The 23,617-nt window shown below is 60.7% G+C and carries 17 protein-coding genes; 4 read left to right on the top strand and 13 right to left on the bottom strand.

The features are described 5' to 3' along the window. Positions 1–181: 181 nt before the first annotated feature. Positions 182–1,597, top strand: a complete 1,416-nt coding sequence (locus tag PspCFBP13528_RS00890) for an acetyl-CoA carboxylase biotin carboxylase subunit (RefSeq protein ID WP_065953300.1) — start codon at positions 182–184, stop codon at positions 1,595–1,597. A gap of 100 nt (positions 1,598–1,697) precedes the next feature. Beyond that, complete coding sequence (gene oadA / locus PspCFBP13528_RS00895) at positions 1,698–3,506, top strand: sodium-extruding oxaloacetate decarboxylase subunit alpha (RefSeq protein WP_065953299.1); 1,809 nt, start codon at positions 1,698–1,700, stop codon at positions 3,504–3,506. A 67-nt stretch (positions 3,507–3,573) separates the two neighbouring features. On the opposite strand, the gene PspCFBP13528_RS00900 is transcribed toward oadA, so the two are convergent. The 4 genes from PspCFBP13528_RS00900 to PspCFBP13528_RS00915 form a co-directional block, all read right to left on the bottom strand. Then, complete coding sequence (locus PspCFBP13528_RS00900) at positions 3,574–4,743, bottom strand: hypothetical protein (protein WP_101218725.1); 1,170 nt, start codon at positions 4,741–4,743, stop codon at positions 3,574–3,576. Between the two features lie 351 nt (positions 4,744–5,094). After that, positions 5,095–6,396, bottom strand: coding sequence for an autotransporter outer membrane beta-barrel domain-containing protein (locus PspCFBP13528_RS00905; protein ID WP_137199490.1), 1,302 nt, complete (start codon positions 6,394–6,396; stop codon positions 5,095–5,097). A 141-nt stretch (positions 6,397–6,537) separates the two neighbouring features. Next, positions 6,538–7,308: an amino acid ABC transporter permease gene (locus PspCFBP13528_RS00910; RefSeq protein ID WP_101218722.1), complete on the bottom strand. Its 771-nt coding sequence runs from the start codon at positions 7,306–7,308 to the stop codon at positions 6,538–6,540. Further along, entirely contained in the window at positions 7,305–8,126 is an 822-nt protein-coding gene (locus tag PspCFBP13528_RS00915) for an ABC transporter substrate-binding protein (RefSeq protein WP_065953295.1), read from the bottom strand. Before PspCFBP13528_RS00915 ends, PspCFBP13528_RS00910 begins: the two co-directional genes overlap by 4 nt. A 114-nt stretch (positions 8,127–8,240) precedes the next feature. On the opposite strand from PspCFBP13528_RS00915, the gene PspCFBP13528_RS00920 reads away from it, so the two are divergent. Then, a complete protein-coding gene (locus PspCFBP13528_RS00920; RefSeq protein ID WP_137199491.1) occupies positions 8,241–9,143 on the top strand; it encodes a homocysteine S-methyltransferase family protein in 903 nt (300 codons plus the stop codon). Between the two features lie 131 nt (positions 9,144–9,274). Here the strand turns inward: PspCFBP13528_RS00920 and PspCFBP13528_RS00925 are convergent, their stop codons facing one another. Genes PspCFBP13528_RS00925 through PspCFBP13528_RS00935 form a run of 3 tightly spaced genes read right to left on the bottom strand, consistent with a single transcriptional unit; the run spans position 9,275 to position 11,038 of the window. Next, positions 9,275–9,946 carry a GNAT family protein gene (locus PspCFBP13528_RS00925; RefSeq protein ID WP_065953293.1) on the bottom strand — a complete coding sequence of 224 codons (672 nt, stop codon included), beginning with the start codon at positions 9,944–9,946 and terminating at the stop codon, positions 9,275–9,277. Positions 9,947–9,956: 10 nt separating this feature from the next. Continuing rightward, a complete protein-coding gene (locus PspCFBP13528_RS00930; protein ID WP_101218719.1) occupies positions 9,957–10,403 on the bottom strand; it encodes a GNAT family N-acetyltransferase in 447 nt (148 codons plus the stop codon). Next, positions 10,400–11,038: an FMN-binding negative transcriptional regulator gene (locus tag PspCFBP13528_RS00935; protein ID WP_137199492.1), complete on the bottom strand. Its 639-nt coding sequence runs from the start codon at positions 11,036–11,038 to the stop codon at positions 10,400–10,402. The genes PspCFBP13528_RS00930 and PspCFBP13528_RS00935 overlap by 4 nt, the downstream gene beginning before the upstream one ends. Positions 11,039–11,125: 87 nt before the next feature. Between PspCFBP13528_RS00935 and PspCFBP13528_RS00940 the strand changes: the two genes are divergently transcribed. Further along, the gene (locus tag PspCFBP13528_RS00940) at positions 11,126–12,664 is read left to right on the top strand and encodes a PLP-dependent aminotransferase family protein (protein ID WP_137199493.1); all 1,539 of its coding nucleotides are present in this window, start codon (positions 11,126–11,128) and stop codon (positions 12,662–12,664) included. Positions 12,665–12,672: 8 nt separating this feature from the next. On the opposite strand, the gene PspCFBP13528_RS00945 is transcribed toward PspCFBP13528_RS00940, so the two are convergent. From PspCFBP13528_RS00945 to PspCFBP13528_RS00970, 6 genes are all read right to left on the bottom strand, one after another. After that, entirely contained in the window at positions 12,673–17,298 is a 4,626-nt protein-coding gene (locus tag PspCFBP13528_RS00945; RefSeq protein ID WP_137199494.1) for a DUF6543 domain-containing protein, read from the bottom strand. Positions 17,299–17,656: 358 nt separating this feature from the next. Continuing rightward, positions 17,657–18,748: a polyamine ABC transporter substrate-binding protein gene (locus PspCFBP13528_RS00950; RefSeq protein WP_137199495.1), complete on the bottom strand. Its 1,092-nt coding sequence runs from the start codon at positions 18,746–18,748 to the stop codon at positions 17,657–17,659. Then, on the bottom strand, positions 18,745–19,779 hold the full coding sequence (locus PspCFBP13528_RS00955) for a histone deacetylase family protein (RefSeq protein WP_101218711.1): 1,035 nt from the start codon (positions 19,777–19,779) through the stop codon (positions 18,745–18,747). The genes PspCFBP13528_RS00950 and PspCFBP13528_RS00955 overlap by 4 nt, the downstream gene beginning before the upstream one ends. Before the next feature lie 132 nt (positions 19,780–19,911). Beyond that, entirely contained in the window at positions 19,912–20,904 is a 993-nt protein-coding gene (locus PspCFBP13528_RS00960; protein ID WP_137199496.1) for an AraC family transcriptional regulator, read from the bottom strand. 50 nt (positions 20,905–20,954) lie between these two features. Beyond that, a complete protein-coding gene (locus tag PspCFBP13528_RS00965) occupies positions 20,955–21,932 on the bottom strand; it encodes an asparaginase (RefSeq protein ID WP_065953286.1) in 978 nt (325 codons plus the stop codon). A gap of 76 nt (positions 21,933–22,008) precedes the next feature. Then, a complete protein-coding gene (locus PspCFBP13528_RS00970; protein ID WP_065953285.1) occupies positions 22,009–23,454 on the bottom strand; it encodes an alanine/glycine:cation symporter family protein in 1,446 nt (481 codons plus the stop codon). Positions 23,455–23,617 lie beyond the last annotated feature (163 nt).

The raw sequence follows: 23,617 nt of genomic DNA on the forward strand, positions 1-23,617 counted from the left end.
CCACCCATCGTCCTGCTAACTATAAGTCTTTACTTATACACAACCCAATAATTATTGATTTTTGTTAATCCCTCGGTGCGCATAGTGTGTGTCTCGCGACTGTCATGAAACATTTGGTCACGCGCTGACCCCCGGCTACCCAGGGTCAAAGACGCAGCAATCGGCTCAAGGGAATTTCCAAGTGATAAAAAAGATCCTGATCGCCAACCGTGGTGAAATTGCCGTACGAATCGTGCGTGCCTGCGCCGAGATGGGCATTCGCTCGGTCGCGGTTTATTCGGACGCCGACCGCCACGCGTTGCACGTCAAGCGTGCCGACGAAGCCCACAGCATCGGAGCCGAGCCCCTGGCCGGTTACCTGAACCCGCGCAAACTGGTGAACCTGGCCGTGGAAACCGGCTGCGATGCACTGCACCCCGGCTACGGTTTCCTGTCGGAAAACGCCGAATTGGCGGACATCTGCGTCGAGCGTGGGATCAAGTTCATCGGTCCGTCGGCGGAAGTGATTCGCCGCATGGGCGACAAGACCGAAGCACGCCGCAGCATGATCAAGGCCGGTGTACCGGTTACGCCGGGCACCGAAGGCAACGTCGCCGACATCCATGAAGCCCTCACCGAAGGCGACCGTATCGGTTACCCGGTGATGCTCAAGGCCACCTCGGGTGGTGGCGGTCGCGGTATTCGCCGTTGCAACAGCCGCGAAGAACTCGAACAAGCCTTTCCCCGTGTGATCTCCGAAGCCACCAAGGCCTTCGGCTCGGCAGAAGTGTTCCTGGAAAAATGCATCGTCAATCCCAAGCACATCGAGGCGCAGATCCTCGGTGACAGCTTTGGCAACGTGGTGCACCTGTTCGAGCGTGATTGCTCGATCCAGCGCCGCAACCAGAAGCTCATCGAAATTGCCCCCAGCCCGCAGCTGACCCCGGAACAGCGCGCCTACATCGGCGACCTGTCGGTGCGCGCAGCCAAGGCCGTGGGCTACGAGAACGCCGGCACCGTGGAGTTCCTGCTCGCCGAGGGCGAGGTGTACTTCATGGAGATGAACACTCGGGTGCAGGTGGAACACACCATCACTGAGGAAATCACCGGGATCGATATCGTCCGTGAGCAGATTCGTATCGCCTCGGGCCTGCCGCTGTCGGTGAAACAGGAAGATATCCAGCACCGTGGTTTCGCGTTGCAGTTTCGCATCAACGCCGAAGACCCGAAGAACAACTTCCTCCCAAGCTTCGGCAAGATCACCCGTTACTACGCGCCCGGCGGCCCTGGCGTGCGTACCGACACGGCGATCTACACCGGCTACACCATTCCGCCGTTCTACGACTCCATGTGCCTGAAACTGGTGGTGTGGGCGTTGACCTGGGAAGAAGCCATGGACCGTGGCCTGCGCGCCCTGGACGACATGCGCCTGCAAGGCGTGAAGACCACCGCCGCCTATTACCAGGAAATCCTGCGCAACCCGGAATTTCGCAGCGGCCAATTTAATACAAGCTTTGTGGAAAGCCACCCTGAGCTGACCAACTACTCGATCAAGCGCAAACCCGAAGAGCTGGCCCTGGCCATCGCCGCCGCCATCGCCGCACACGCAGGTTTATGAATAAACAGCTGCAAGTTGTAAGCGGCACGCTACAAGTAAAAGCAGATTGGCTTTTTCTTGCAGCTTGTAGCTTGAAACTTGCCGCTATGAGGAGCTACCAATGACTAAAAAAATCTTCGTAACCGACACCATCCTGCGCGACGCTCACCAATCGTTGCTGGCGACCCGCATGCGCACCGATGACATGCTGCCGATCTGCGACAAGCTCGACAAAGTCGGCTACTGGTCCCTGGAGGTCTGGGGCGGCGCTACCTTCGACGCTTGTGTACGGTTCCTCAAAGAAGATCCGTGGGAGCGTCTGCGCCAACTGCGCGCGGCATTGCCCAACACGCGCCTGCAAATGCTGCTGCGCGGCCAGAACCTGCTGGGCTACCGCCACTACAGCGACGATGTGGTCAAAGCCTTCGTCGCCAAGGCTGCGGTTAACGGGATCGATGTGTTCCGTATCTTCGATGCGATGAACGACGTACGTAACCTGCGCGTGGCCATCGAAGCGGTCAAGGCCGCCGGCAAACACGCCCAGGGCACCATCGCCTACACCACCAGCCCGGTGCACACTGTCGACGCCTTCGTGGCCCAGGCCAAGCAGTTGGAGTCCATGGGCTGCGACTCGATTGCGATCAAGGACATGGCCGGCCTGCTGACCCCTTACGCCACCGGCGAACTGGTCAAGGCGCTCAAAGCCGAACAGAACCTGCCGATCTTTATCCACTCCCATGACACCGCCGGCCTGGCCGCGATGTGCCAGCTCAAGGCCATCGAGAACGGTGCCGACCATATCGACACCGCCATCTCCAGCTTCGCCTGGGGCACCAGCCACCCAGGCACCGAGTCGATGGTCGCGGCCCTCAAAGGCAGCGAATTCGACACCGGCCTCGACCTGGAGCTGTTGCAGGAGATTGGCCTGTACTTCTACGCCGTGCGCAAGAAGTACCACCAGTTCGAAAGCGAATTCACCGCCGTCGACACTCGCGTGCAAGTCAATCAGGTGCCGGGCGGGATGATTTCCAACCTGGCCAACCAGTTGAAAGAGCAGGGCGCGCTGAACCGTATGAGCGAAGTGCTGGCCGAGATCCCGCGCGTGCGTGAAGACCTCGGCTTCCCGCCGCTGGTCACCCCCACGTCGCAGATCGTCGGCACACAGGCGTTCTTCAACGTGCTGGCCGGTGAGCGCTACAAGACCATCACCAACGAAGTGAAGCTCTACCTGCAAGGCGGCTACGGCAAGGCCCCGGGCACGGTGAACGAAAAGTTGCGCCGTCAGGCCATTGGCAGCGAAGAGGTTATCGATGTTCGCCCGGCTGATTTGCTCAAGCCGGAAATGACCAAGCTGCGCGGTGAAATCGGCGCGTTGGCCAAGTCCGAAGAAGACGTGCTGACCTACGCCATGTTCCCGGATATCGGGCGCAAATTCCTCGAAGAACGCGACGCCGGCACCCTGGCCCCTGAAGTGCTGCTGCCGATTCCGGAAGCGGGCGGTGTAGCCCGTGCCAGCGGCGAAGGCGTGCCGACCGAGTTCGTTATCGACGTGCACGGCGAAAGCTACCGTGTGGATATCACCGGTGTCGGCGTGAAGGCCGAAGGTAAGCGCCACTTTTACCTGTCCATCGACGGGATGCCGGAAGAAGTGGTGTTCGAACCGCTCAACGAATTTGTCAGCAGCGGCGGCAGCAAGCGCAAGCACGCTACCGAACCGGGCCATGTCAGCACGGCGATGCCGGGCAATATCGTCGATGTGCTGGTCAAGGAGGGCGACGTGGTCAAGGCCGGCCAGGCCGTGCTGATCACCGAAGCCATGAAGATGGAAACCGAAGTCCAGGCAGCCATTGCCGGCAAGGTGACCGCCGTTCATGTGGCCAAGGGTGACCGGGTCAACCCGGGTGAGATCCTGATTGAGATCGAAGGCTGAATTCAGCCTTCGACATTACCGCTTAATCCTCGGGGGGGCAGGTGCCCTCCTTTTTTTTGCCTGCTATTCAGGCTTCGTCAGCAGGCTTTTTGCGCTTGAAGCTGACAAAGGCGCCGGTGGCTGTGTAGATCAGCTCCGGGGTCAGGGTTTCAAGGTTGCTGGTGATCCGCTCGAAGCGGCCTTCAATCTGTGCGGCGTCGACGATGCGTAGCTGGCGGTTGAGCAGTTCATCACTTTCGTGCTCGATCTGGATACTCAGTGTTGCCCCCCCCAGGCTGGCACGGTTGCCGACTTTCAGGGTGCTGTGTGTTTCGCCCTGGCCCACCTTGAGAGCCAGGGTCGAACCCTGTGTCATGTTCAGGTCGCGTTTGATGCGCCCTTGGTTTTTCAAGGCCGGGTCGAGCACCAGCGTACCGGCAACGTCAAGTTCGTTCACCGTGCCTCCGGCGTAGGTGGCACCCTGTTCAACCGCGACCGTGCCGCCGATGCGGCTCTGGTTGATCAACGTGGCGCCGCTCTGAACCCGACCTCGCTGGTTGGCCTCCAGTGCGCCGGTCAGGGTCCAGGCGCCTGCGGTGACGTCCAGGTGCTGAACCTGGCGGGCGCCGTTGAACATGCCGCCCTCGATATCATCCAGGATTACCTGGTTGGTACCGCTGCCGCCGTCCACCTCGCCCCTGAATCGGGCCTGGCCGCGCACAGTCAGCACGTCGTCGCCACCGCCCATGTTCAGGGCAACGCCGTTGCCACCGCTGATCAGGCCGTTATTAATGACCCTGTCATTGAAATTTCCGACCAGGTTTACCCCATAGCCATTGCGACCTCTGATACTGCCGTTGTTGACCAGCAACGTGCTGCCAAAGGCAGGCCCTGCGTTCCCGTTGTCGACCAGCACGCCATGATGCGCACCGCTGATGAGGCCGTGGTTATAGATGTCGGCACCCCCTATGGCGATGCCTTCACTGGTATTGGGCGCGCCGTGCTTGTCACTGCCATTGGCCCCCGTGCCCTCGATGATCCCGTAGTTGTGTATGCGCCCGAATTTGTCGATATCCAGGCCATCACCGTCGCCGTCGTTCTGCCGGGCACGCTGGGTATCTGCGCCGGTGATGACGCCATAATTGACCACCTCTGCATTGCCCTTGGATTTCAAACCGGCGCCTTTCTGGCCGGTGATCGCGCCTGTATTGGTCAGTACTACAGCGTCCTTGGCCTTGATGCCATTGCTGCCACCCATCACTGCCCCATGGTTGACGACTGTTACGTCTGCGCCGTTCACGCTTATGCCACTGTACGATTCTTCGAAGCGTGTTGAGGGGCCGGTGGATATATGCCCGTTATTTGTGAGGTGGCCTCCGGTGGTGAGTTCGATGGCGCTGCCGGCCTCGACATGCACAGCGGCCGAGTTCGAATAGAACGTTTGAGGGGAGCAGGCTGCAAGCTGTGTGGATACGCTCGACATTGGATTTCGACCTCACGTGTGCTGGAGGTCGAAAAACTACCGCAGGTAAATGCCTGTAGCTGTCGGCGGGTGGCATTGAGCGTTGTAAGAGGGCTCGTTATTGGAATAGCGCCTTAGTACGCTTGGTTAAAAGCTCATGGTCCACTGCCCCTTCACGCCCTGATTGCGGCTATGCGTGCCCGCCTGGCCGCTGTAAGTCAGGCCCAGTGTGTGTTGCTTGGAGAGTGCGACGTCCAGACCGGCTTGCACGTCCAGGCTGTTGCGATCCAGTGCCGTACCGGTGATGGTGAAGCCGTCCAGCACCACTGGAACGTTGCGATAGGATTGGTGCACCTGGCTGTCGACTGCGCCGTAGAGGTGTTTCCAGCCGGTGCTGAGGTGGGGTGTAAGGCTGATCTGATTATCGAACCGGTACACCGTCGCCAGGCGCAGACCAACCGTGCTGCTCAGGTTCTGCTGGGTCTGCGCGCCGACGTTGAGTGCGCTCAGGCCACCGCTTTCCTTGAAACTGTCGCGGTGATAACGCTGGTAGCCAATGCCGGCGAAAGGCTCGACGCGCAAGTCCTGGCTGCCCAATTGATAGCCCAGTTCCGAGAACAGCGTTTGGCTTTGGGCATCGTAACGAGACTTGAGCTGATCTTTGTAATCGAGCAGATTGACGTTGCGCCTGTTGGTCCCGGCGTGGCTGCTGTAGATCGCACCCAGGCGCAGGGCCAGCGGGCCGTCCTGTCGCACGGCATAGGCTCCCAGATGCAAGCTGTCCAGCTCGGCGGAAAAGCGCTGGGCGCCAAGATTGCTCGCGGATTTGGCACTCATCACCCCCACGCGCCAGGCTTGGTCCACCGCCCAGTCGGCGCCCAGCAACAGCCCACGGGTACCGTGTTTCAGGCCGGCGCTGCCGCTTCGTGAATCGAGGTTGCCATCGTTGCCCAGGCCCTGCACCCAAAAGTGACTATTCTCGTCGGCTGGCAAGGCGCGCAGGGTCGAGAGTAATTGGTTGCTGATTTGGCTGGTGACGGCGTGGGTGGCGGTGGCCAGGTTAGCGTTTTGGCTGCCGGCCAATTGTTCAAGGGCTGCGCCGATTCCGCCGGGCTGTCCGGCAAGTGCTTCATTTACCTTTTGCAGCTTCTTTATCTGTTCCGAGGTCAGCTCACCGGCGTTCAGCAGTTCAAGCAGCGCGGGCTCCAGCACCTTGGCGACCTGCACGCCGTTGTAGGTAGTGGCTTGTCCAATGAGGTACCCGGCGTAGGGCGGCGGGGAAGGCGGCGTACCGAGCTTGGGTTCGATGGTCCACTCAGTTTCGATTGAATCATAAGGGTGATGAAAAAACGGCCTGTATTCAATATCGCCGCGTGCTTGCGCGGGTTGAACACTGATGGCCACTGCAAGGCTGATGAACGCAGCGATTCTGGAGGGTATGAAAGACATGAATTCCCGACCTCTGATGAATGAGGCCGGGAATGTAGCGAGGTCGTCGAGGGATAACTGTCAGGCCACTGACCGCTGGTTTGCGGGAGTTGTCGTTAATGGCGTGCGGCTGAAAGCTCATCTGCCTAGGGGTTCTGAACTTCAACCGCGGCGCACATAACCTTTGCCGAAATGCCGCTCCATGCGCGCCTGGATCAGCTCCAGCCCGAGAGACATCACCCAGTAAATGATCGCCGCCGTGGTGAGCATCTCGATATAGCGATAGCTCGAGCGGCCATAGGACTGCGCCAGGAACATCACTTCCCAAACGCCCATCACCGAGATCAGCGACGAGTCCTTGAGCATCGAGATGAACTGGTTGGTGGCCGGCGGAATGATGGTGCGCATGGCCTGGGGCAGGGTGACATGCCAGAAGATCGCCCGGTCACGCATGCCCAGGGCCAATGCGGCTTCCCGTTGGCCATGGGGCACGCCGAGGATACCGGCGCGAAAGATCTCGCTCAGATAGGCACCATAGTTCAGCGACAGCGCGATGATCCCGGCGACGATGGCGCCCGGTACCAGGCCCAGTTGCGGCAAACCCAGGTAAATCAGCAGGATCTGGATCAGCAACGGCGTGCCGCGAAAGAACGAGGCGTAGAAACTGGCAATGCCGAACGCCACCGCGCTTTTCGACAGGCGCCCCAGGGCAGTGACAAAACCCAGTACCGACGACGCAACGATGGCGCACAGGCACAAAAACAGCGTCAGCGCCGCGCCTTGCAGGAAGCCATTGGGCGCCAGGTGCAGGCCGACCAGGTTGGGCAGCTTGTCGAGGATGATCGAGAACTTCAGGTCAAAGCTCAGGAAGAAACTGGCAAACAAGGCGAACAGAGCCGCCCAGGTCAGGTAAAGCCGTATACGAAAACTCATCGGCTGATATCGGCGCCGATCCATTTTTGCGACAGCTTGCTCAAGGTGCCGTCCTGTTTGAGCTGGGCGAAGACCTCACGCACTTTGCTGTCCCACTGCGCGTCGCCTTTCTCGATGGCCACCGAGTTGGGCTCCGAATACAACGGCTCGCCTGCAAGCTTGAAGCGCTTGTCCTGGGTCAGGCGCGGCTGCGCGGTGACCAGGTTGGTGAGGATTGCATCCAGGCGCACGCCCGCGCCCAGGCCGAGGTCCTGGAATGCCACGTTGTCGGTGTCGTACGGGGCAATCTGCACATCCTCGAACGGGTACTGCAACTGAGTGTCTTCGGCGCCTTCGATCACCAGGTTCTTGTTCAGGTAGCTTTCATAGCTGGAAGCGCTGGTGAGGCCGACTTTCTTGCCGCTCAGGTCTTTGGCTGTATGGATGCGATCATCCTTGGCATTGACCACGATGACGGCGGGCGAGGCGTAGTACTCCACCGGGAAGTCGAACACCTCGGCGCGTGCCTTGCTCGGGGTCATGGAGCAGATGCAAATATCGTAGCGCCCGCTCCAGCGGCCGGCGGCAATGACGTCCCATGAAGGCGTTTCCAGGCGCAACTTGACCCCAAGCTTTTGCGCCACGGCCTTGGCCACATCCACGTCGAAGCCGTCCAGTTGGTTTTGATCGTTGAGGAATGAAAACGGCGGGTAGCTTTCCATCAGCACACCGACCAGCTCTTTCTTCTGTTCGATACGGTCCAGCGTGGCGCCGCCAAAGGCTTGGGTTGAAGCGGCCAATATCGTCAGGCCCAGGGCCAACAGCGGTCGTAATTTCAAAATCGAGCACCCGAATAAAAAAGAGGTTGTTATTAACCGAACGGTACGCATTAAATAGTTATAAGAACGACTCTCATAGTGAGTTATTTTCATAAGCATATGAGTAAAAAGCATATGGGCACAGCAAGCACAGTAATTCTTGATGGCGGCATGGGCCGTGAACTGCAACGCCGTGGCGCGCCGTTCCGCCAGCCGGAATGGTCGGCGCTGGCCCTGAGCGAAGCGCCGCAAGCGGTAGAGGCGGTGCACGCAGCTTATATCGACAGTGGTGCCAACGTGATTACCAGCAACAGTTACGCGGTGGTGCCGTTTCATATCGGCGAAGCGCGGTTCGCGCAAGAGGCCCAGGCGCTGGCCGCGCTGGCCGGTGAGTTGGCGCGACGGGCGGTGAAGGCATCCGGCAAACCGGTGCGCGTCGCCGGTTCATTGCCGCCGTTGTTTGGCTCATACCGGCCCGACCTGTTCCTGCCGGAGCGGGTCAGCGAATTGCTGACACCGCTGGTGCAGGGCCTGGCGCCTCACGTTGACCTGTGGCTGGCGGAAACCCAAAGCTCCATCGTTGAAGCACAAGCGATTCATGCCGGCCTGCCGCAGGATGGCAAGCCGTTCTGGCTGTCGTTTACCTTGAAAGATGAAGACACTGATGACGTGCCGCGCCTGCGTTCCGGTGAGCCAGTGGCGGAGGCGGCCGAGGCGGCGGCGCAGTTGGGCGTGCAGGTATTGCTGTTCAACTGCAGCCAGCCGGAAGTGATCGGCGCGGCGATCGATACGGCGCGGGCAACCTTCGAGCGATTGGGCGTCGCGATTCAGATCGGCGCCTACGCCAATGCCTTCCCACCGCAACCCAAGGAAGCCACGGCCAACGATGGCCTGGACCCATTGCGCGACGATCTCGACCCGCCGGGTTACCTGCAGTGGGCGGCTGATTGGAAAGCGCGTGGCGCCAGCCATTTGGGCGGTTGCTGCGGCATCGGGCCGGAGCATATTGCGGTGTTGGCCGAGCGCCTTACCAACTGATTCACCGCAGATCAAAATTGTGGGAGGGGGCTTGCCCCCGATAGCAGAGTGTCAGTCTCAGCCTGTTTGACTGATAAACCGCCATCGGGGGCAAGCCCCCTCCCACATGGGTTTTGTTTTGCGGGTGAGGTTCAGGTTCGGCATTCGGCCAGTGTTCTGAGCTGACCGGAACCGGCCTGGTTCTCCTCCGACAACCACGCCTCAAACCCCGCGCCAATCTTCGGCCATTCCGAATCCAGCATCGAATACCACGCCGTATCCCGGTTCTGCCCCTTGACCACCATATGCTGGCGGAACACGCCTTCAAAACTGAACCCCAGGCGCTCGGCCGCATACCGGGAGCGCGCATTGCCGTTGTTGCACTTCCATTCCAGGCGGCGGTAGCCCTGTTCGAACGCGTACTTGGCCAGCAGGTACACCGCTTCGGTACTTTTTGGCGAACGCTGCATCGGTGCGCCAAAGGTGACGTGGCCGATTTCAATACGCCCGTGAGCGGGGACGATGGACATCAGGCTGAGGATGCCCTGGACCTGGCCGCTTGCGCGGTCGACCACGCTGAAGAAATACGGGTCGCTGCTGGCAGCATGGTTGTTCAGCCAGGCATCGAAGGCGCTGCGCTCAGCAAAAGGCCCGTAGGGCAAATAGTCCCACAAGGTCGGGTCGGCACCGGGGCCTTCGAGGGCTTGCCACAGTTGCTCGGCGTGGCGCGCCGGGTCGAGCTTTTCCAGGCGAATAAAGCGCCCTTCAAGCAGTTGCGCGGCAGGCGCGGGGGCGCCTTTCCAGTCGGCGGGGGAAGTGACCATGCTGCGCTCCTTAAAGACCTTTGCGAAATTGGATGAAACCCGGGCGTTCAGCGATGCGTTCGTACAGTTGAATCGCGGTGGCGTTGGTCTCGTGGGTCAACCAGTGCACCTTGCAGCAGCCATCGGCCTTGGCGGTGGCGTAGACGAATTCGATCAGCTTGCGACCCACGCCAGTGCCACGCTGGGCGGGGTCCACCAACAAGTCCTGCAGGTAGCAGGAGTTCTCGATGCTCCAGTTGGAACGATGGTAGATGAAGTTGACCATGCCCACTGCCTTGCCGTCCTGCCAGGCGAGTGCCGAATGAGTCGGCTCGCGGGCGTCGATCAGGCGTTGCCAGGTGCTTTGGCTGACGGCGTCCGGCAGTTCGGTGTTGTAGAACTTCAAATACGCCTGCCACAACGGCAGCCAGGCGGTGTGGTCGGCAGCGGTGACTTGGCGAATGTCGATCCGGGTCATTGTGTAACTCCTTGGGGAATATAGCGGGCGAGGGTCTGGTCGCGCACATCGGTACTGGCGGCCAGGCCTTCGCGCACGCCTGCCATGTCGGCCGCGCTGCGGTTCTGACTGAGTTTGTGTTTGCCGATCACACGCTCGATGGGCAGGGCGAAGCCGACGATCGCCTTGAGCATGCCGTCGATGTAATCCGCCGGCGCGTCGCTGACTGTCCAGGGCTGGGCGCGGCCGCTTTCATGGCGCTCGGTGAGGGCGTTGACCACCTTGAGCAATCGCTCGGCGTCGCTGAACACCTCGGCCTTGCCATAGGCGTGCACGGCGATGTAGTTCCAGGTCGGTACCACTTTGCCGTGTTCGGCTTTGGCCGGGTAAAACGCCGGGCTGATATAGGCGTCGGCACCCGCAAAGATCACCAGCGCCTCACTGCCATTTTGCAGCTCGCGCCATTGCGGGTTGGCCTTGGCCAGGTGCCCGTAAAGCGTGCCGTTGGGACCTTCATCGGGGTTGAGCAGCAGTGGCAGATGGCTGGCTTGCAGGCCATCTTCTCCCACGGTCACCAACTGCGCCAGACGGGTGTGCTGGATCAGTTGCTGGATTTGGGGCAAGTCATCGAGGGCAAAGGCGCGGGGTGTGTACATGGAAATTTTCCTTGGCGAATGCCTGCATCGTAGGCAGGCTATTGGTTCGTTGTAAGAGCCATCTAGCGCTATTTCCATAGGTCCAATATGCCGCTCCTTTCGCCGCCGTTATCCTTCAACCCTGCCGGTATCGAACTGGACCGCCGCCAGGGCCTGACGCGCCAACTCTATGAAGCCCTGCGCCAGCGGGTGCTGGATGGACGGCTGGTCAGTGGTACGCGGTTACCTGCTACTCGTGATCTGGCGGCGGCATTGTCGATTTCCCGAAACAGCGTCGTGCGCGCCTACGATCAGCTGTATGCGGAGGGGTTTATTGAGAGTCGGGTGGGAGATGGCACCTATGTAGCCCAATTGCCCAGGCCAAAAAAACTATCCACAAAAGTATCCACAGGGTTTTCAACAGGCTTATCCCCAGCCTTATCCACAAAATGGGCGAATTTGCCTGAGGATCTGGACGATCAAGTTATCCACAGCACGGGCCTGGCGCGGGTAAAAAACCACCACCTGCCTCAGCCTCCCATGGGGCCACCGCGGGCATTTCGGGTGGGCGTACCGGCCTTTGATCTGTTTCCATTTGAGGTATGGGCCAAGCTGAACGGGGCGTTCTGGCGCAAACCTGACCTGGAACAGCTGTGCTATGGCGATCCAGCAGGTGACGGCCGCCTGCGTGGTTTGATTGCCGCCTACCTGCGCAGCTCACGGGGTATGCAGTGCACGGCTGAACAAATTGTGATCACCAGTGGGGCACAGCAGGCGATCAGCCTTTGTGCACAGTTGCTGATTGAGCCGGGTGATGGGGTGGCGGTGGAAAATCCGGGTTACCGTGCGGCAGGCCATGCATTCGCCCTGGCCGGTGGACGACTGCAGGGCGTGCCGGTTGACAGCGAGGGCCTGGATTGCCAGGTGCTCAACGCTCTGCATGAGTGCCGTGTGGCCTATGTCACACCTTCCCATCAGTATCCGTTGGGCGTGGTGATGAGCCTGGCCCGGCGTCTGCAATTGCTGGCCTGGGCCGAGCGTTCGGGCGGTTGGATCGTGGAGGACGATTATGACGGTGAGTACCGCTACACCGGCGCGCCGCTGTCGCCGTTGGCGGCGCTGGACCGCAGTGGTCGCGTGTTATACGTGGGCACTTTCGGCAAAGTGGCGTTCCCGGCGTTGCGCCTGGGTTACCTGGTGCTGCCACCGGGCCTGGTGCAAGCCTTCACTCGGCGCCGCGCCGTGGACATGCGCCATTCCGAAGTCAGCACCCAGGCGGTGATGGCTGAGTTCATGGCGGCGGGGCACTTCCAACGCCACATTCGCCGAATGCGTCGCGCTGCGCTGAGCCGTCGCAACGCCTTGCTGGCCGGTTGGCCCGATGGGTTGCCCGGCGTCGGCGCCTTGCCCAGTGTTGCGGCCGGGCTGCACCTGACAGTGCGAGTGGACAGCCTGGCCCGCGAGCAGGCGTTGCTCGCGCAGGCCCGTGCGGTAGAGGTTGAGATCAACGGTTTGAGTAGCTATTGGCTGGCTGGCACAAGCCCACCACCGGACCAGCGCGCGGGCCTGGTGATGGGGTTTGCCGCCGTGCCCGAGGCGGCCATCGCGCAGGCTCTGGCCCGTTTGCGCCAGGTATGGCAGGCATAAAAAGGTGATCAGCTGTTGAGGAACAGCGACTTGGCCAGTTGATCACCGATGCTGCTGCGGTGGATTTCTATCATTTCCCAGTCACTGGGTCCGGTGCGTTGGCGAGAGCCACCCAGGCGCTGTTGTTCACGCGTCTTGAGGTGGGCCTTATCGAATCTCTCAAGGGCGGCGCCTTTCGTTGCATAGTGGAAGTGCGCGTACCACAGCACGGCGTTGGTTTCTTTATCACGTACCTCGTACTCGTCCAGGTAGCCCTTTGGAGGCCCTTTGACGGCGCGGCGGCTGAAGGTTTTGCTGATACTTATCAGCCCTTGGCTACGCAGCCACTCCACCCGCGCCGCCGTGGGCGGCTGCTGTTTGATCATGTCGATGTAGGTTGTTCTACCCAGGCGATAAAGCCGCTGTGCTGCGTCGTTGAGGTTGCGCTTGGTCGACGCGGCGGAAGTATGGTCGCTTTCGGTGAGATTGCGTCGGGTCAGCGCTTGCTCGATGTCGTTTGACACATCCTCCAGTTTTTTGGCGTAGGCCTCGTACATATCTTGGATATCCTGGGGCGCGTGCCAGGGTTTACGTGAGAAGCCCTGATACTTGCGGGTTTCAGCCTGCTCGGCATCCAACAGCGTTTGTCCGGTGTTGATGCTGGTATCCAGGTCCACCGTGGCAGGCGGTGGCGGTGGCGGGGTGACCTTTTGCCGCTTGACCCAGACGCCTGGGGTTTTTTCATGAAACGTAGCGAGTACCTTGCCCGTCACGGACGTCCTGACATCGACCAGCGTACTGTCGGACTCTTGGGGCTGGGCTATTAGAATGCCATCGTAGCGTGTCGTGATCACCTTGCGCCGTGGCGCGCGCGTGGCCTTTGAGCTGCCGGGCTTGGGTTCCAGGGCTTTTTTCTCGCGCAGCAGATGCGCCAGGTCGTGAACGGCCCGCCGGCTGAACTCGCCAATTTGCTGTCGAAAGCTCTCCAGGCGAGTTTTCAGCAGAAACTGCGGGTGGTCGGCATGCATGTCCAGCAGACGTTGGTCTGCGCTGGAAAATTGCTCGACCAGGCTGTTGAGCACGTCAATGCGCTCATCCAGCGATGTGTCGCTACCCCGTTCCATGATTTCAGTGAAACTCTCGACGTTAAGTTCGGCTGTATCGACGCACTGGTTCATCTGCTCTCGCAGCGTGGCAGGGATCTGGCTTTGCTCTTCATCGATACACAAGTAGCGACCCAAGCCGATCTCCAGGGATTTGAGCTCAGCGAGGGTGAACGGGGGCAACTCGCTCATGGTTTTTTGAATGACCGCTGCGCCTTCATCTCCCAGCATTTTGAGATCGCTGAAACGATTGTTGATGAACTCCAGGCGCTTGATGATTGCCAGGTTCAAGGTGGACAGGGTTTGTGCGCTTCGCGCCTGGTTTTTATAGTCAATGCCTGTTTCGGCGTCGAGGATGGGGGACGAAGCCTTCAAGGCCTCGCTATAGCCCACCAATTGTTGCTCCACGACTATCTGAGACAGTTGTATTTGCTGTTTCAGGTATTCACTCATGTTGCGCTGGTAGGTGGGCACGGCATCGATGATGCTCAAGGATTTCAGCTGACTGATCGCTTCATCGTACGCCGTCAGCCGGTTGTCGGCTTTACCTATGAACGCTGTACGCAGCAGGTCCGTGGAAGGGCCGGGGGCGGCGTCCAGTGCAGGCTTTGACTCAAGCACGTCCAGCTGTTGTCTGGCGGCGACCGCATCAAAGGCGTTGAGCTGGGTCATGAGTGCCGCAATGCGCTCAGGCTGGTTCACCTTGACCGCACGCTGACGGTTCCGAAGGCCGCCGCCGCGCAGTCGTAAGCGGATGTCAACGTACCACTGGCCCGCCAGATTGCCGATCAGCGGCGGGCCCGTACGCAACGGTGCCTTCGGGTCGATGATGATGACAATGTCGTTGTCATCCACCCTCACCTCGAACCAACGCGCGGCAACCGGTGCATACCACTTGTCCGCAAGTGGATACAGATTCAAGTGGCGCCCAGGCGTTTTGTTTTGCTCGCCAAGCTTATCGGGTTTGGCGATATTGAAACTGTCGAGTGTCTTGGCCAGGCCCAAGCGGCTATGGCTCAGGGCCCCCAGGATGTGTACGGCGCCTTGGTGCTTGGCGGGCAGTTGGCTGTCGGGAATATTGGCTTGTTGCACAGCTTTATATTTTTTCTTGGTAACCGGTGGTTTACCGGCGGTTTCGATCGTTTTTGACTCGGATCGAGTTTTGCCCTTCGGCGCATCGAACTGTTCCAGCGGGCGAGGATGGCGTAGGGCGATGTGCAGGGTCAAAGCCATGCCCAGGTTGAGGAATACATCCACTAACGCTGTCCACGAGGCTTGTTGATCCCCCTTGTCCACGGCTTCCTCGGTGGCTTGCAGGTCGTCCATGATTTGCCAGACCCAGGCGGCTATTCCGACGGTACGGCCCATGAATGGCAGGGCCGCGTTGAATATTTGCCAGCCGGTGTGTCGAAACGTCGCCCAACGCTTCTGTACAGTGGACACCGACTGGCGGTCCGCCAATTCGACCATCGCGGTGGCGTTGGCCTTGAACAGCGTTGCCAGGGCGTCATTGCCCACTTCTTGATCGGCCAGGGCCACGGGGCCGCTCATGTACAGCAGGGTGAGGGGCTCGACCAGGGCTCGCACCACCGTCCAGGGCGAGGGGAAGGTGTCGGGGAACACGTATTGGGCGTAGTTGAAGCTTTGCGCTTGCGGCAGCCAGGCCAGCACCGATTCGCGCAAGGGGCGGTTATGTTTGATCGCGTACAGCAGGTTTTGCCGTGACGGGTATTGCACCAGCACCGGTTCCAGCAACGGGCGATAAAGCAGGCACGGACCGGCGTTGGCGTCCCTTGGACCGATCACGAACATATTGGCGACCACGTCGCGCTCATTGCCGGGCCGCAATGTGGGCACGAAGGCCAGGGCGCGGATAACAATGAGTTGCCCGTCTACGTGGCGGTCGTATTCATCGGTGTGCATCACGGCGGCAACGTAACGGTAGCCGCGTTCATCGATTGCGCCCTGTCTGCGGATTTTCATTTGCAGGGCCAGCAGCGGCAGTTGCAGGCGTAGATGGCTGATATACAGCTGTTGGCGGTGACTGGATTGCACCGGGTCATCGAGCAGTTTCTGTTTGATCAGTGCGGGGTAGTGTTCGCCGATATCAATGTCTTCGATCAGGTCTTTCAAATAGCTGAAGGTCAGCCAGCTGGGGACGCCATTGTTATCGTCGTTGTGGTGCACCGTGGTGTTGCCGGTGGGCAGGCCGGTGAGGTTGTCCAACGTCAGATCGATCAGGCCGCGACGGGTGATGTCCACGCTGCCCGGCACGACGAAGGTGCCCCATACCACCGGGCTTTCGATCACCACCTCGATTTTGTCCAGGTTCAGGCGTGCACCGCCTTTATGCGCCTGGATGCGGCTTTGCAGTTGCGTACGGGCATAGTCCCGAATGGGCGCAATGCCGTCCTGGAATGTTTCGCCGCGATAGTGGGCATGCAGTTGGGCCAGGTCGATCATGTAGCGGCTATAGGCGGCGGTGTCCGAGTCCGACGCCGAGGCCAGCCAGTCGGGCAGTTGTTGATGAACCTCGCGGATACTCGAGAGTTGGTGATCGCTCATCTCTTCGATGCTGGGCACAATGCGGGCGACGGTGGTAGGGCTTGGCTGGTCCTCTGCCGGCTCATCGACCGCGGCTTGGCTGTAACTGCCGATGGCGCGGATTTGCAGCGCGATCAGGGTGCAGGCCAGTGTGTCGAAAAAGTTGCCGGCGGGCTCATACAGGCGCCATTGCAACGTGATATCGCGCTGTGGCGCACTGAGCCGGGCTGGCAATGAGGCGCCGAACGCTTCAAGTGACTCGAAGGTTTCATAGCCACTGACCAGCGAGTGCGTCAGGACCAATTGGCGCTCGTCGTGCTCGCCAACCAGTACGGCGATGTCCAGGAAACTGATGTGGGTGGACTCGCCGTCCCACAGTAGGTCGACGTCAACCAGGTAGGCGTGACTCTTGTAGCGATCATTGAGCGAGCGCCTGCCCCGGTCCGGTTCCTGGAACACTTCACGGGCCATGGCCGCATGGTGCTCATCCAGGCCTTGCTCTTCGGTGACATTCCACACTTTCCTCAGCGAATTGGAAAACGTCTGCCAGCGTGGCCTGCTGCTGTCGTCGGAGGCGTTCCAGAAGTTAAGTTGCTGTTCCTGAAAAGCGATGAACAGCAAGTCGGATAACTCGTTGATCAAGCGTGCGATGGCATCGATCTTCACCGCAAGGTGCACAGGCGCCGCCGCGTTCGGCTGCAGCGTGAGGAAGTGCTCGCCATCGATGTAAGTGACCCGCTCGCTGGTCAGCGTTTGATGAGCCAGTACCGAGGTCAGGGACTGGATAACGGCTGGCGCCGGTTCGACAGCGCTGCCCACGACATGCCAGCGCGGGCTGACCACCATCGCCAGGTCGGGATCGATATTAAGGGTGGGGTAGAGTTCTCTGAGTGCCGAGCGCAACGTGGCGGCCGCGACCTCGTGGGTGGTGGGCCCGGTGGTTAACTGGGTGAGCAGTTCATAGGTGCTGGGGGGGCGATGATTGTTGTCAAGTCGGTCGTTGGGCATGTGTTGCTCCTCTGCAATCGCTGGCCTGGACGGGCGTTGAGGCTGTGCAAGGTAGCGATGGCCAGGGAAACTTTTCATAACCCTTGAGCAGCAGCGGGGTCGCAGTCTCCCTGAACGACGCGCCGCTAGAGCGCTGCGTGAGCAGCGCTATCGGTGCATTCGGACGCGGTGTGTGGGTGGGCGTGGTAGTTGAAGCGGCGGCGTTCATGGTGAGGCTTCCCTGTCTGGCCGTTTGGTGGAACTAGCCTGAGGTAAAGGCTAGGCGTTCCATGCTAGGGCGCGGCCACACAGAGAGGCGGTGCTTAGATAGGCCCACCTTCACGAGCGCACTGGAAGGCGCCCGTCAAATCAAGGTGTTTCAGGTGCCGGATTTGATCTTGGTCCAGGCCCTTGTCCTGGCGCGTTCGGCTTTGCTGTCCAGGGGCTTTAGGGTATAGAGCGTCGTCATGGCCGCGTCGGTCGGGTACAAGTTGGGGTTGTTGCGTATCGCCGGGTCGACCCACTCGGTAGCGTCCTTGTTCGGGTTGGGATAGCCGACAAAGTCGCTGACCGGTGCGATGACGTTGGGTTGCAACAGATAATTGATGAACGTGTGGGCGTCGCCCGGGTTTTTAGCACCCTTGGGGATGGCGAGCATATCGAACCAGATCGGCGCGCCTTCCTTGGGCAGGCGCATATCCACGGTCACGCCGTTCTTGGCTTCCTTGGCGCGGTTGGCGGCCTGGGAAAAACTGCCGGAATAACCCACCGCCACACAGATGTCGCCGTTGGCGATATCGGCCATGTATTTGGAGGAGTGAAAGTAGGTGATGTACGGACGGATTTTCATCAGCAGTGCTTCGGCCTTGATGTAGTCCTTGGGGTTGCTGCTGTTGGGGTCCAGGCCCAGATGCTGCAAGGCCAGCGGCAGGATCTCCGAGGGCGAATCCAGCAGCGCGACGCCACATTGCTTGAGCTTGCTGATGTTTTCTTCCTTGAAGATCAGGTCCCAGCTGTCCAGTGGCGCGTTGTCGCCCAGGGCCGCCTTGACCTTGGCCGGGTTGAAGCCGATCAGGATGGTGCCGTACATGTAGGGCACGGCGTACTGATTGCCGGGGTCGTTGGCTTCGATCAGCTTCATCAGCTTGGGATCCAGGTGCTTCCAGTTGGGCAACTGGCTACGGTCCAGGGGTTGGAACACGCCGGCTTCGATCTGCTTGGCCAGGAACACGTTGGACGGCACGACCACGTCATAGCCGGAGTTGCCGGTGAGCAGCTTGGCTTCCAGCGCCTCGTTGGTGTCGAAGATGTCGTACACCAGCTTGATCGACGGGTTCTGCGCCTTGAAGTCCTCCAGGGCCTTGGGGGTGATGTAGTCGAACCAGTTGTAGACCTTCAGGGTTTTCTCTTCGGCCTGTGCCGCGCCGCTGGCGACAGCGACGCACAGGACGAGCGATTTGAGTATGTTCATTGGGCTGCTTCCTCGAAACCTTCAAGCACGTTGACGGCGTTGATACCGATTTCTTCTACGGCGTAGCCGCCTTCCATCACAAACAGCGTCGGCTTGCCGAGCTGCGCGATGCGACGACCCATGGCCAGGTAGTCCGGGCTGTCCAGCTTGAATTGCGAAATGGGGTCGTCCTTGAAGGTGTCCACGCCCAGGGAGACAACGATGACATCGGCACCGTAGCGCGCGATCTCGGCACAGGCTTGTTCAAGCGCGGCGCTCCAGGTTTCCCAGCCGGCGCCGGCCGGTAACGGATAGTTGAAGTTGAACCCTTCTCCCGTGCCCTCTCCGAGCTCATCGGCATACCCGAGAAAGAAGGGGAACTCTGCCTCCGGATGGCCATGGATCGAGGTGAAGAGCACATCGCTACGCGGGTAGAAAATCGACTGCGTGCCGTTGCCGTGGTGGTAATCCACATCGAGGATGGCGACCTTTTTGCAGCCCTGATCGAGGAACGCCTGGGCGGCGATGGCCGCGTTATTGAGATAGCAATAACCGCCCATCAGGTCGCTGGCGGCGTGATGCCCTGGCGGGCGGCACAGCGCAAAGGCACTGTGGGCGCCTTGCACGATGGCGGCCTGGGCGGTGAGGGCGACTTGCGCCGCGCTGTAAGCCGCTTGCCAGGTGCCGGCGGTGATCGGCGCGCCTCCATCGAAACTGTAATAGCCCAGCTGGCCGTGCAGGCTGGCGGGAATCACGCGGCGCAACGTGCGAGCGGGCCAGGTGTAGGGCAACAGGTCGCCGTCCTGGCCGTACTCGGTCCAGCGTTGCCAGGCGCCTTTGAAGAAGTCCAGATAGTCGCTGCTGTGAATACGTTGCAGCGGCGCCAGACCGAAGTCCTGCGGGGCCTGCACGGGCCCCAGGTCACGGTCCTTGACGCGTTGCAGCACGTGGTCGGCGCGCGAGGGCATTTCAAAGCAGGGCATCAGTTGCCCGTCCATCAATTCACAACGGCCGTGGTGCAGGTGGTGATCGTCCGAGTAGATCGTCAGCATTTATTGTTCTCCGCAGGCGGTATCGGTGCCTGCAGTCTTGCGGCGGACGCGGTTTATGAGAATGGCAGGAGCGGCCAAAAGGGGATAAATATGGCCAACTTATGTGTCCGCAATTGGCCCCTGATTGGGGCGTCATGCGCGAAATTGGCTCGGCGCTACGCCGCTCCAGCGTACGAACGCGTGCCTGAAGCTGGCCGTCTCGCTGAACCCCAGCGTCTCGGCAATCCGGTGGATTGGCCACAGGCCGTCAGCCAATAGCTGTTTGGCGCGTTCAAAGCGCAACTCATCGAGCAGCTCCTGATAGCTGCAGCCCAGGTCGTGCAAGTGTCGACGCAGGGTGCGTGCGGAGCAGTTCATTTGCCGGGCCAGGCCATCCAGCCCGGGTGCGGCATGCAGTTGCGCGGCCAGCAACTGACGGATCCGCCCCAGCCATGCCTCGCGTCCGGTGAATTCGGTGTTCTGTTTCCGGCAACGCTCGACCATGGCCTGGTGGGTCACGGTGTCGGCCAGTGGCAGAGGTTGGGCAAGCCAGCGTTTATCAAAGGCGAATGCATTGGCCGTGGCCTGGAACTGCAGTGGGCAATCGAAGCTCTCGACGTAACGCGCTTGATAATCCGGCGCGTCGTGCTCGAAACGAGCGCCCAACAAGGGCAGTGGATGGCCAAGCAGGTCGTCACAGATCACCTTCAGCGACCCCAGGCACAACTCGACATTGAAGGCCGTCAGTGCAGGGCTCTCGCGGTAATCGCCAGCGGTGAACCAGACACGTTCACCGTCCTCCTCCAGGCTCAGTTCGAAGAGTGTTCCCAGCAGCGCCGGATAACGCAGGGCCAGGCGCAAAGCGTCACCGAAAGTGGCACTGGTGAGCAGGGCATAGCCGAGCATGCCGTAGGAGGAAACATGCATACGCCGCCCCACGATCAGGCCGATATCGCGCTGCAGGGCCACGGCGTTGGCGCACACTTGCATCTCCTGGTGCGTGGCGATACGCGTGTCGGCGCGGCGCAAGTCCGCTGCGCGGATGCCGCTGCCGGCCAATAACGCTTCATGGGGCAAGCCTTCGGCCTCGAAGGTACTGAGCACCAGGGACACGGCATTGAGGGTGGTGAGATGGGAGTGCAGCATGGGGACTTCCAGCCTTGGGTAGGCTGGAAGTGGAGCAAGTTACATGCCGGTCAGTTCAGTTCGCCGCACAGGTCCAGTTCCACCAGGCGCCGGATTTCGCTGGTTTGCAACCCGGCCCCGAGCAGGGCGTTGAGCTTGCCGAATACCGCCTCGCGGGTCATGCCACCACCGGACAGCACGCCCACACCGCGCAGGCGGCTGCCGGCTTCGTAGACGTCCAGTTCCACGCCGCCTTCATGGCATTGGGTGATCGCAACCACCACTACATCCTGATCCTGCGCACGTTGCAGGCTGGCCAGGAAGGCCGGGTTGTCACTTGGGCCGGTGCCGCTACCGAAGCATTCGAGCACCAGCGCCTGGATGCCGCTGTCGAGCAGCGCATCCAACAGGTCGGCGGCGATGCCCGGCACCAACGGCAGGACGCCGACCCTGGCGACGGACTTGGGTTGGCGGTAATGCAGGGCAGCAGGGATCATGTCGGCTTGGGAGACGCCGCCGTTACGTTGCAAGGCTGCGAACGGATGGCGACCAAAGCTGCGGATCTTCGCGCACCGGGTTGGCGCCATGAGTGCGCCGTGGAAATACAATTGCACGCCAGGTGCCAGGCCTTCCCCCAGTGCCGTCAGCGCACCGCTGACGTTTTCCCAGGCATCACTGTCGGGCACGCCTGCCGGCAACATCGAGCCGGTGAACAGTACGGGTGCCGGCAGACCGAGGAGTTGAAAACTCATGGCCGCCGCGCTGTAGGCCAGGGTGTCGGTGCCGTGCAGGATCAGCACGGCGTCGCAGCCGTCGTCCACGGCCTCGACGACGGCGCTGCGCAGGTGCTGCCAGTAGGCAGGGGTCATATTGGCGCTGTCGATCAGCGGCGACATCTCCCGGAAGCGCCACGTGGGCACGGGTGCGTCGGCCAGTTGCTCGCGCATACGCGCCTCAAAACCGGAAGCGGGTGCCAGGCCATTGGCACTGGCCTGCATACCGATGGTGCCGCCGGTGTAGAGCACCATGACGTTGTTGGCTGGTTGCATGAAAAATCTCCTGAACGAAAAACGCCGCCGGGCCCAGAGCATGCCCAAGGCCGGGCGGCGTGTCATCTAGCGGTGATTAACGTTGCGCCTGGGCGCTCAGTTCAGGCGACGGCGCTGCTTCGGATTTTACCGGGTTGGCCGGCCAGGCCTTGCGGTCCAGATCCAGGTCAGGGAACTGGCTGGAGTCGAACACCGGGGTCTTGATGCCCGCTGCGCGCTGGTTGTCGTAGTCGTTGAGGATGCGCATGGCGATCTTGAACAGGAACGCCAGGGCGAACAGGTTGACGAACGCGAGCATGGTCATGGTGATGTCGGCGAAGGCGAACACGGTGCTCAGGTTCTCGATCGAACCCCAGAAAATCAGCACCAGCACCAAGGCGCGATAGCCCATCAGCACCTTGCGGTTGTTACCGACCAGGAAGCGCAGGTTGCTCTCGCCCAGGTAGTAGTTGTACATGATCGAGGTGAACACGAACAACGCCAGGGCGACCGAGATGAACATGCGGCCCCAGTCACCGACCACGGCGGCCAGGGAGTTCTGGGTCAGGGCAATGCCGTCGCCTTCAAAGCCCGGGGTGTAGAAACCGGACAGCAGGATCAGCAACGCGGTGCAGGTGCAGATCACGAACGTGTCGAGGAACACGCTGAATGCCTGCACCACACCTTGGGCAATCGGGTGTTCTACCGAAGCGACTGCCGCCACGTTAGGCGCGCTGCCTAAACCTGCTTCGTTGGCGAACACGCCGCGTTTCACGCCCATGATGATCGCGCTGCCCACCAGGCCACCGAAGGCCTGGTCGAGGCCGAAGGCGCTCTTGACGATGGTCGCGAGCATGGCCGGCACGTGGTCGAATTGCAGCACGATCACGTACAGGGTCACTGCGATGTAGACCAGCGTCTTGACCGGCACCAGCAGGTCGGCGATCGACGCAATACGCTTGATCCCGCCGATGAATACCAGGCCCAGCAACACCGCCAGCGCGAGGCCGGTATAGGTGGTGTCGAGACCGAAGGCGTTATTGAGCGAGTGAGTCACGGCGTGGGCTTGCAGGCCGTTGAAGGCAAAGCCGAAGGTCACCAGCAGCAGGAACGCCATGACCATCCCCAGCCAGCGTTTGTGCAGGCCGTGCTGGATGTAATAGGCCGGGCCGCCACGGTAGGTACCTTCCGCATCGGTGCGCTTGTACAGCTGACCCAGGGAGCACTCGATAAAGCTTGAGGACATGCCCACCAACGCAGTGACCCACATCCAGAACACCGCACCCGGGCCGCCCAGGGTCACGGCAATGCCGACGCCGGCAATGTTACCGGCACCGACGCGGCCCGCCAGGCTGAGCATCAGTGCCTGGAACGAGCTGAGTTGACCGGAGCTGCTTTTCAGGCTGTCTTTAAACACCGAGAACATGTGGAAAAAGTGACGCAGTTGAACGAAACGCGAGCGGATCGTGAAATAACCGCCGAGCCCGACAATGAGCACGATCAGTACTTTCCCTGAGAGGAAGTCGTTGATGACTTCGAGCATGGAGTGTTCCTCGCTGATTTTTCTAATGGCAAACGCAGGACGGTCCGATACATCGCTCGGCACCAGGCAGTGCACGACGCTTCGATCCCGATCCTTTTGCGGGTGTTGTTATTCATGCGCTTTCGCGTGGTATCCGGGCCTCGTTACCGATTGCCGCAGACGC

This window comes from Pseudomonas sp. CFBP13528, assembly GCF_005233615.1.
Lineage (GTDB): Bacteria > Pseudomonadota > Gammaproteobacteria > Pseudomonadales > Pseudomonadaceae > Aquipseudomonas > Aquipseudomonas fluorescens_AM.

Excerpts from the sequence above, each read along its gene's own strand:
- oadA (WP_065953299.1), top strand. The coding sequence starts at position 1,698 with ATGACTAAAAAAATCTTCGTAACCGACACCATCCTGCGCGACGCTCAC.
- PspCFBP13528_RS00900 (WP_101218725.1), bottom strand. The coding sequence starts at position 4,743 with ATGGGTGGCAGCAATGGCATCAAGGCCAAGGACGCTGTAGTACTGACC.
- PspCFBP13528_RS00905 (WP_137199490.1), bottom strand. The coding sequence starts at position 6,396 with ATGTCTTTCATACCCTCCAGAATCGCTGCGTTCATCAGCCTTGCAGTG.
- PspCFBP13528_RS00910 (WP_101218722.1), bottom strand. The coding sequence starts at position 7,308 with ATGAGTTTTCGTATACGGCTTTACCTGACCTGGGCGGCTCTGTTCGCC.
- PspCFBP13528_RS00920 (WP_137199491.1), top strand. The coding sequence starts at position 8,241 with ATGGGCACAGCAAGCACAGTAATTCTTGATGGCGGCATGGGCCGTGAA.
- PspCFBP13528_RS00925 (WP_065953293.1), bottom strand. The coding sequence starts at position 9,946 with ATGGTCACTTCCCCCGCCGACTGGAAAGGCGCCCCCGCGCCTGCCGCG.
- PspCFBP13528_RS00930 (WP_101218719.1), bottom strand. The coding sequence starts at position 10,403 with ATGACCCGGATCGACATTCGCCAAGTCACCGCTGCCGACCACACCGCC.
- PspCFBP13528_RS00935 (WP_137199492.1), bottom strand. The coding sequence starts at position 11,038 with ATGTACACACCCCGCGCCTTTGCCCTCGATGACTTGCCCCAAATCCAG.
- PspCFBP13528_RS00940 (WP_137199493.1), top strand. The coding sequence starts at position 11,126 with ATGCCGCTCCTTTCGCCGCCGTTATCCTTCAACCCTGCCGGTATCGAA.
- PspCFBP13528_RS00945 (WP_137199494.1), bottom strand. The coding sequence starts at position 17,298 with ATGCCCAACGACCGACTTGACAACAATCATCGCCCCCCCAGCACCTAT.
- PspCFBP13528_RS00950 (WP_137199495.1), bottom strand. The coding sequence starts at position 18,748 with ATGAACATACTCAAATCGCTCGTCCTGTGCGTCGCTGTCGCCAGCGGC.
- PspCFBP13528_RS00955 (WP_101218711.1), bottom strand. The coding sequence starts at position 19,779 with ATGCTGACGATCTACTCGGACGATCACCACCTGCACCACGGCCGTTGT.
- PspCFBP13528_RS00960 (WP_137199496.1), bottom strand. The coding sequence starts at position 20,904 with ATGCTGCACTCCCATCTCACCACCCTCAATGCCGTGTCCCTGGTGCTC.
- PspCFBP13528_RS00965 (WP_065953286.1), bottom strand. The coding sequence starts at position 21,932 with ATGCAACCAGCCAACAACGTCATGGTGCTCTACACCGGCGGCACCATC.
- PspCFBP13528_RS00970 (WP_065953285.1), bottom strand. The coding sequence starts at position 23,454 with ATGCTCGAAGTCATCAACGACTTCCTCTCAGGGAAAGTACTGATCGTG.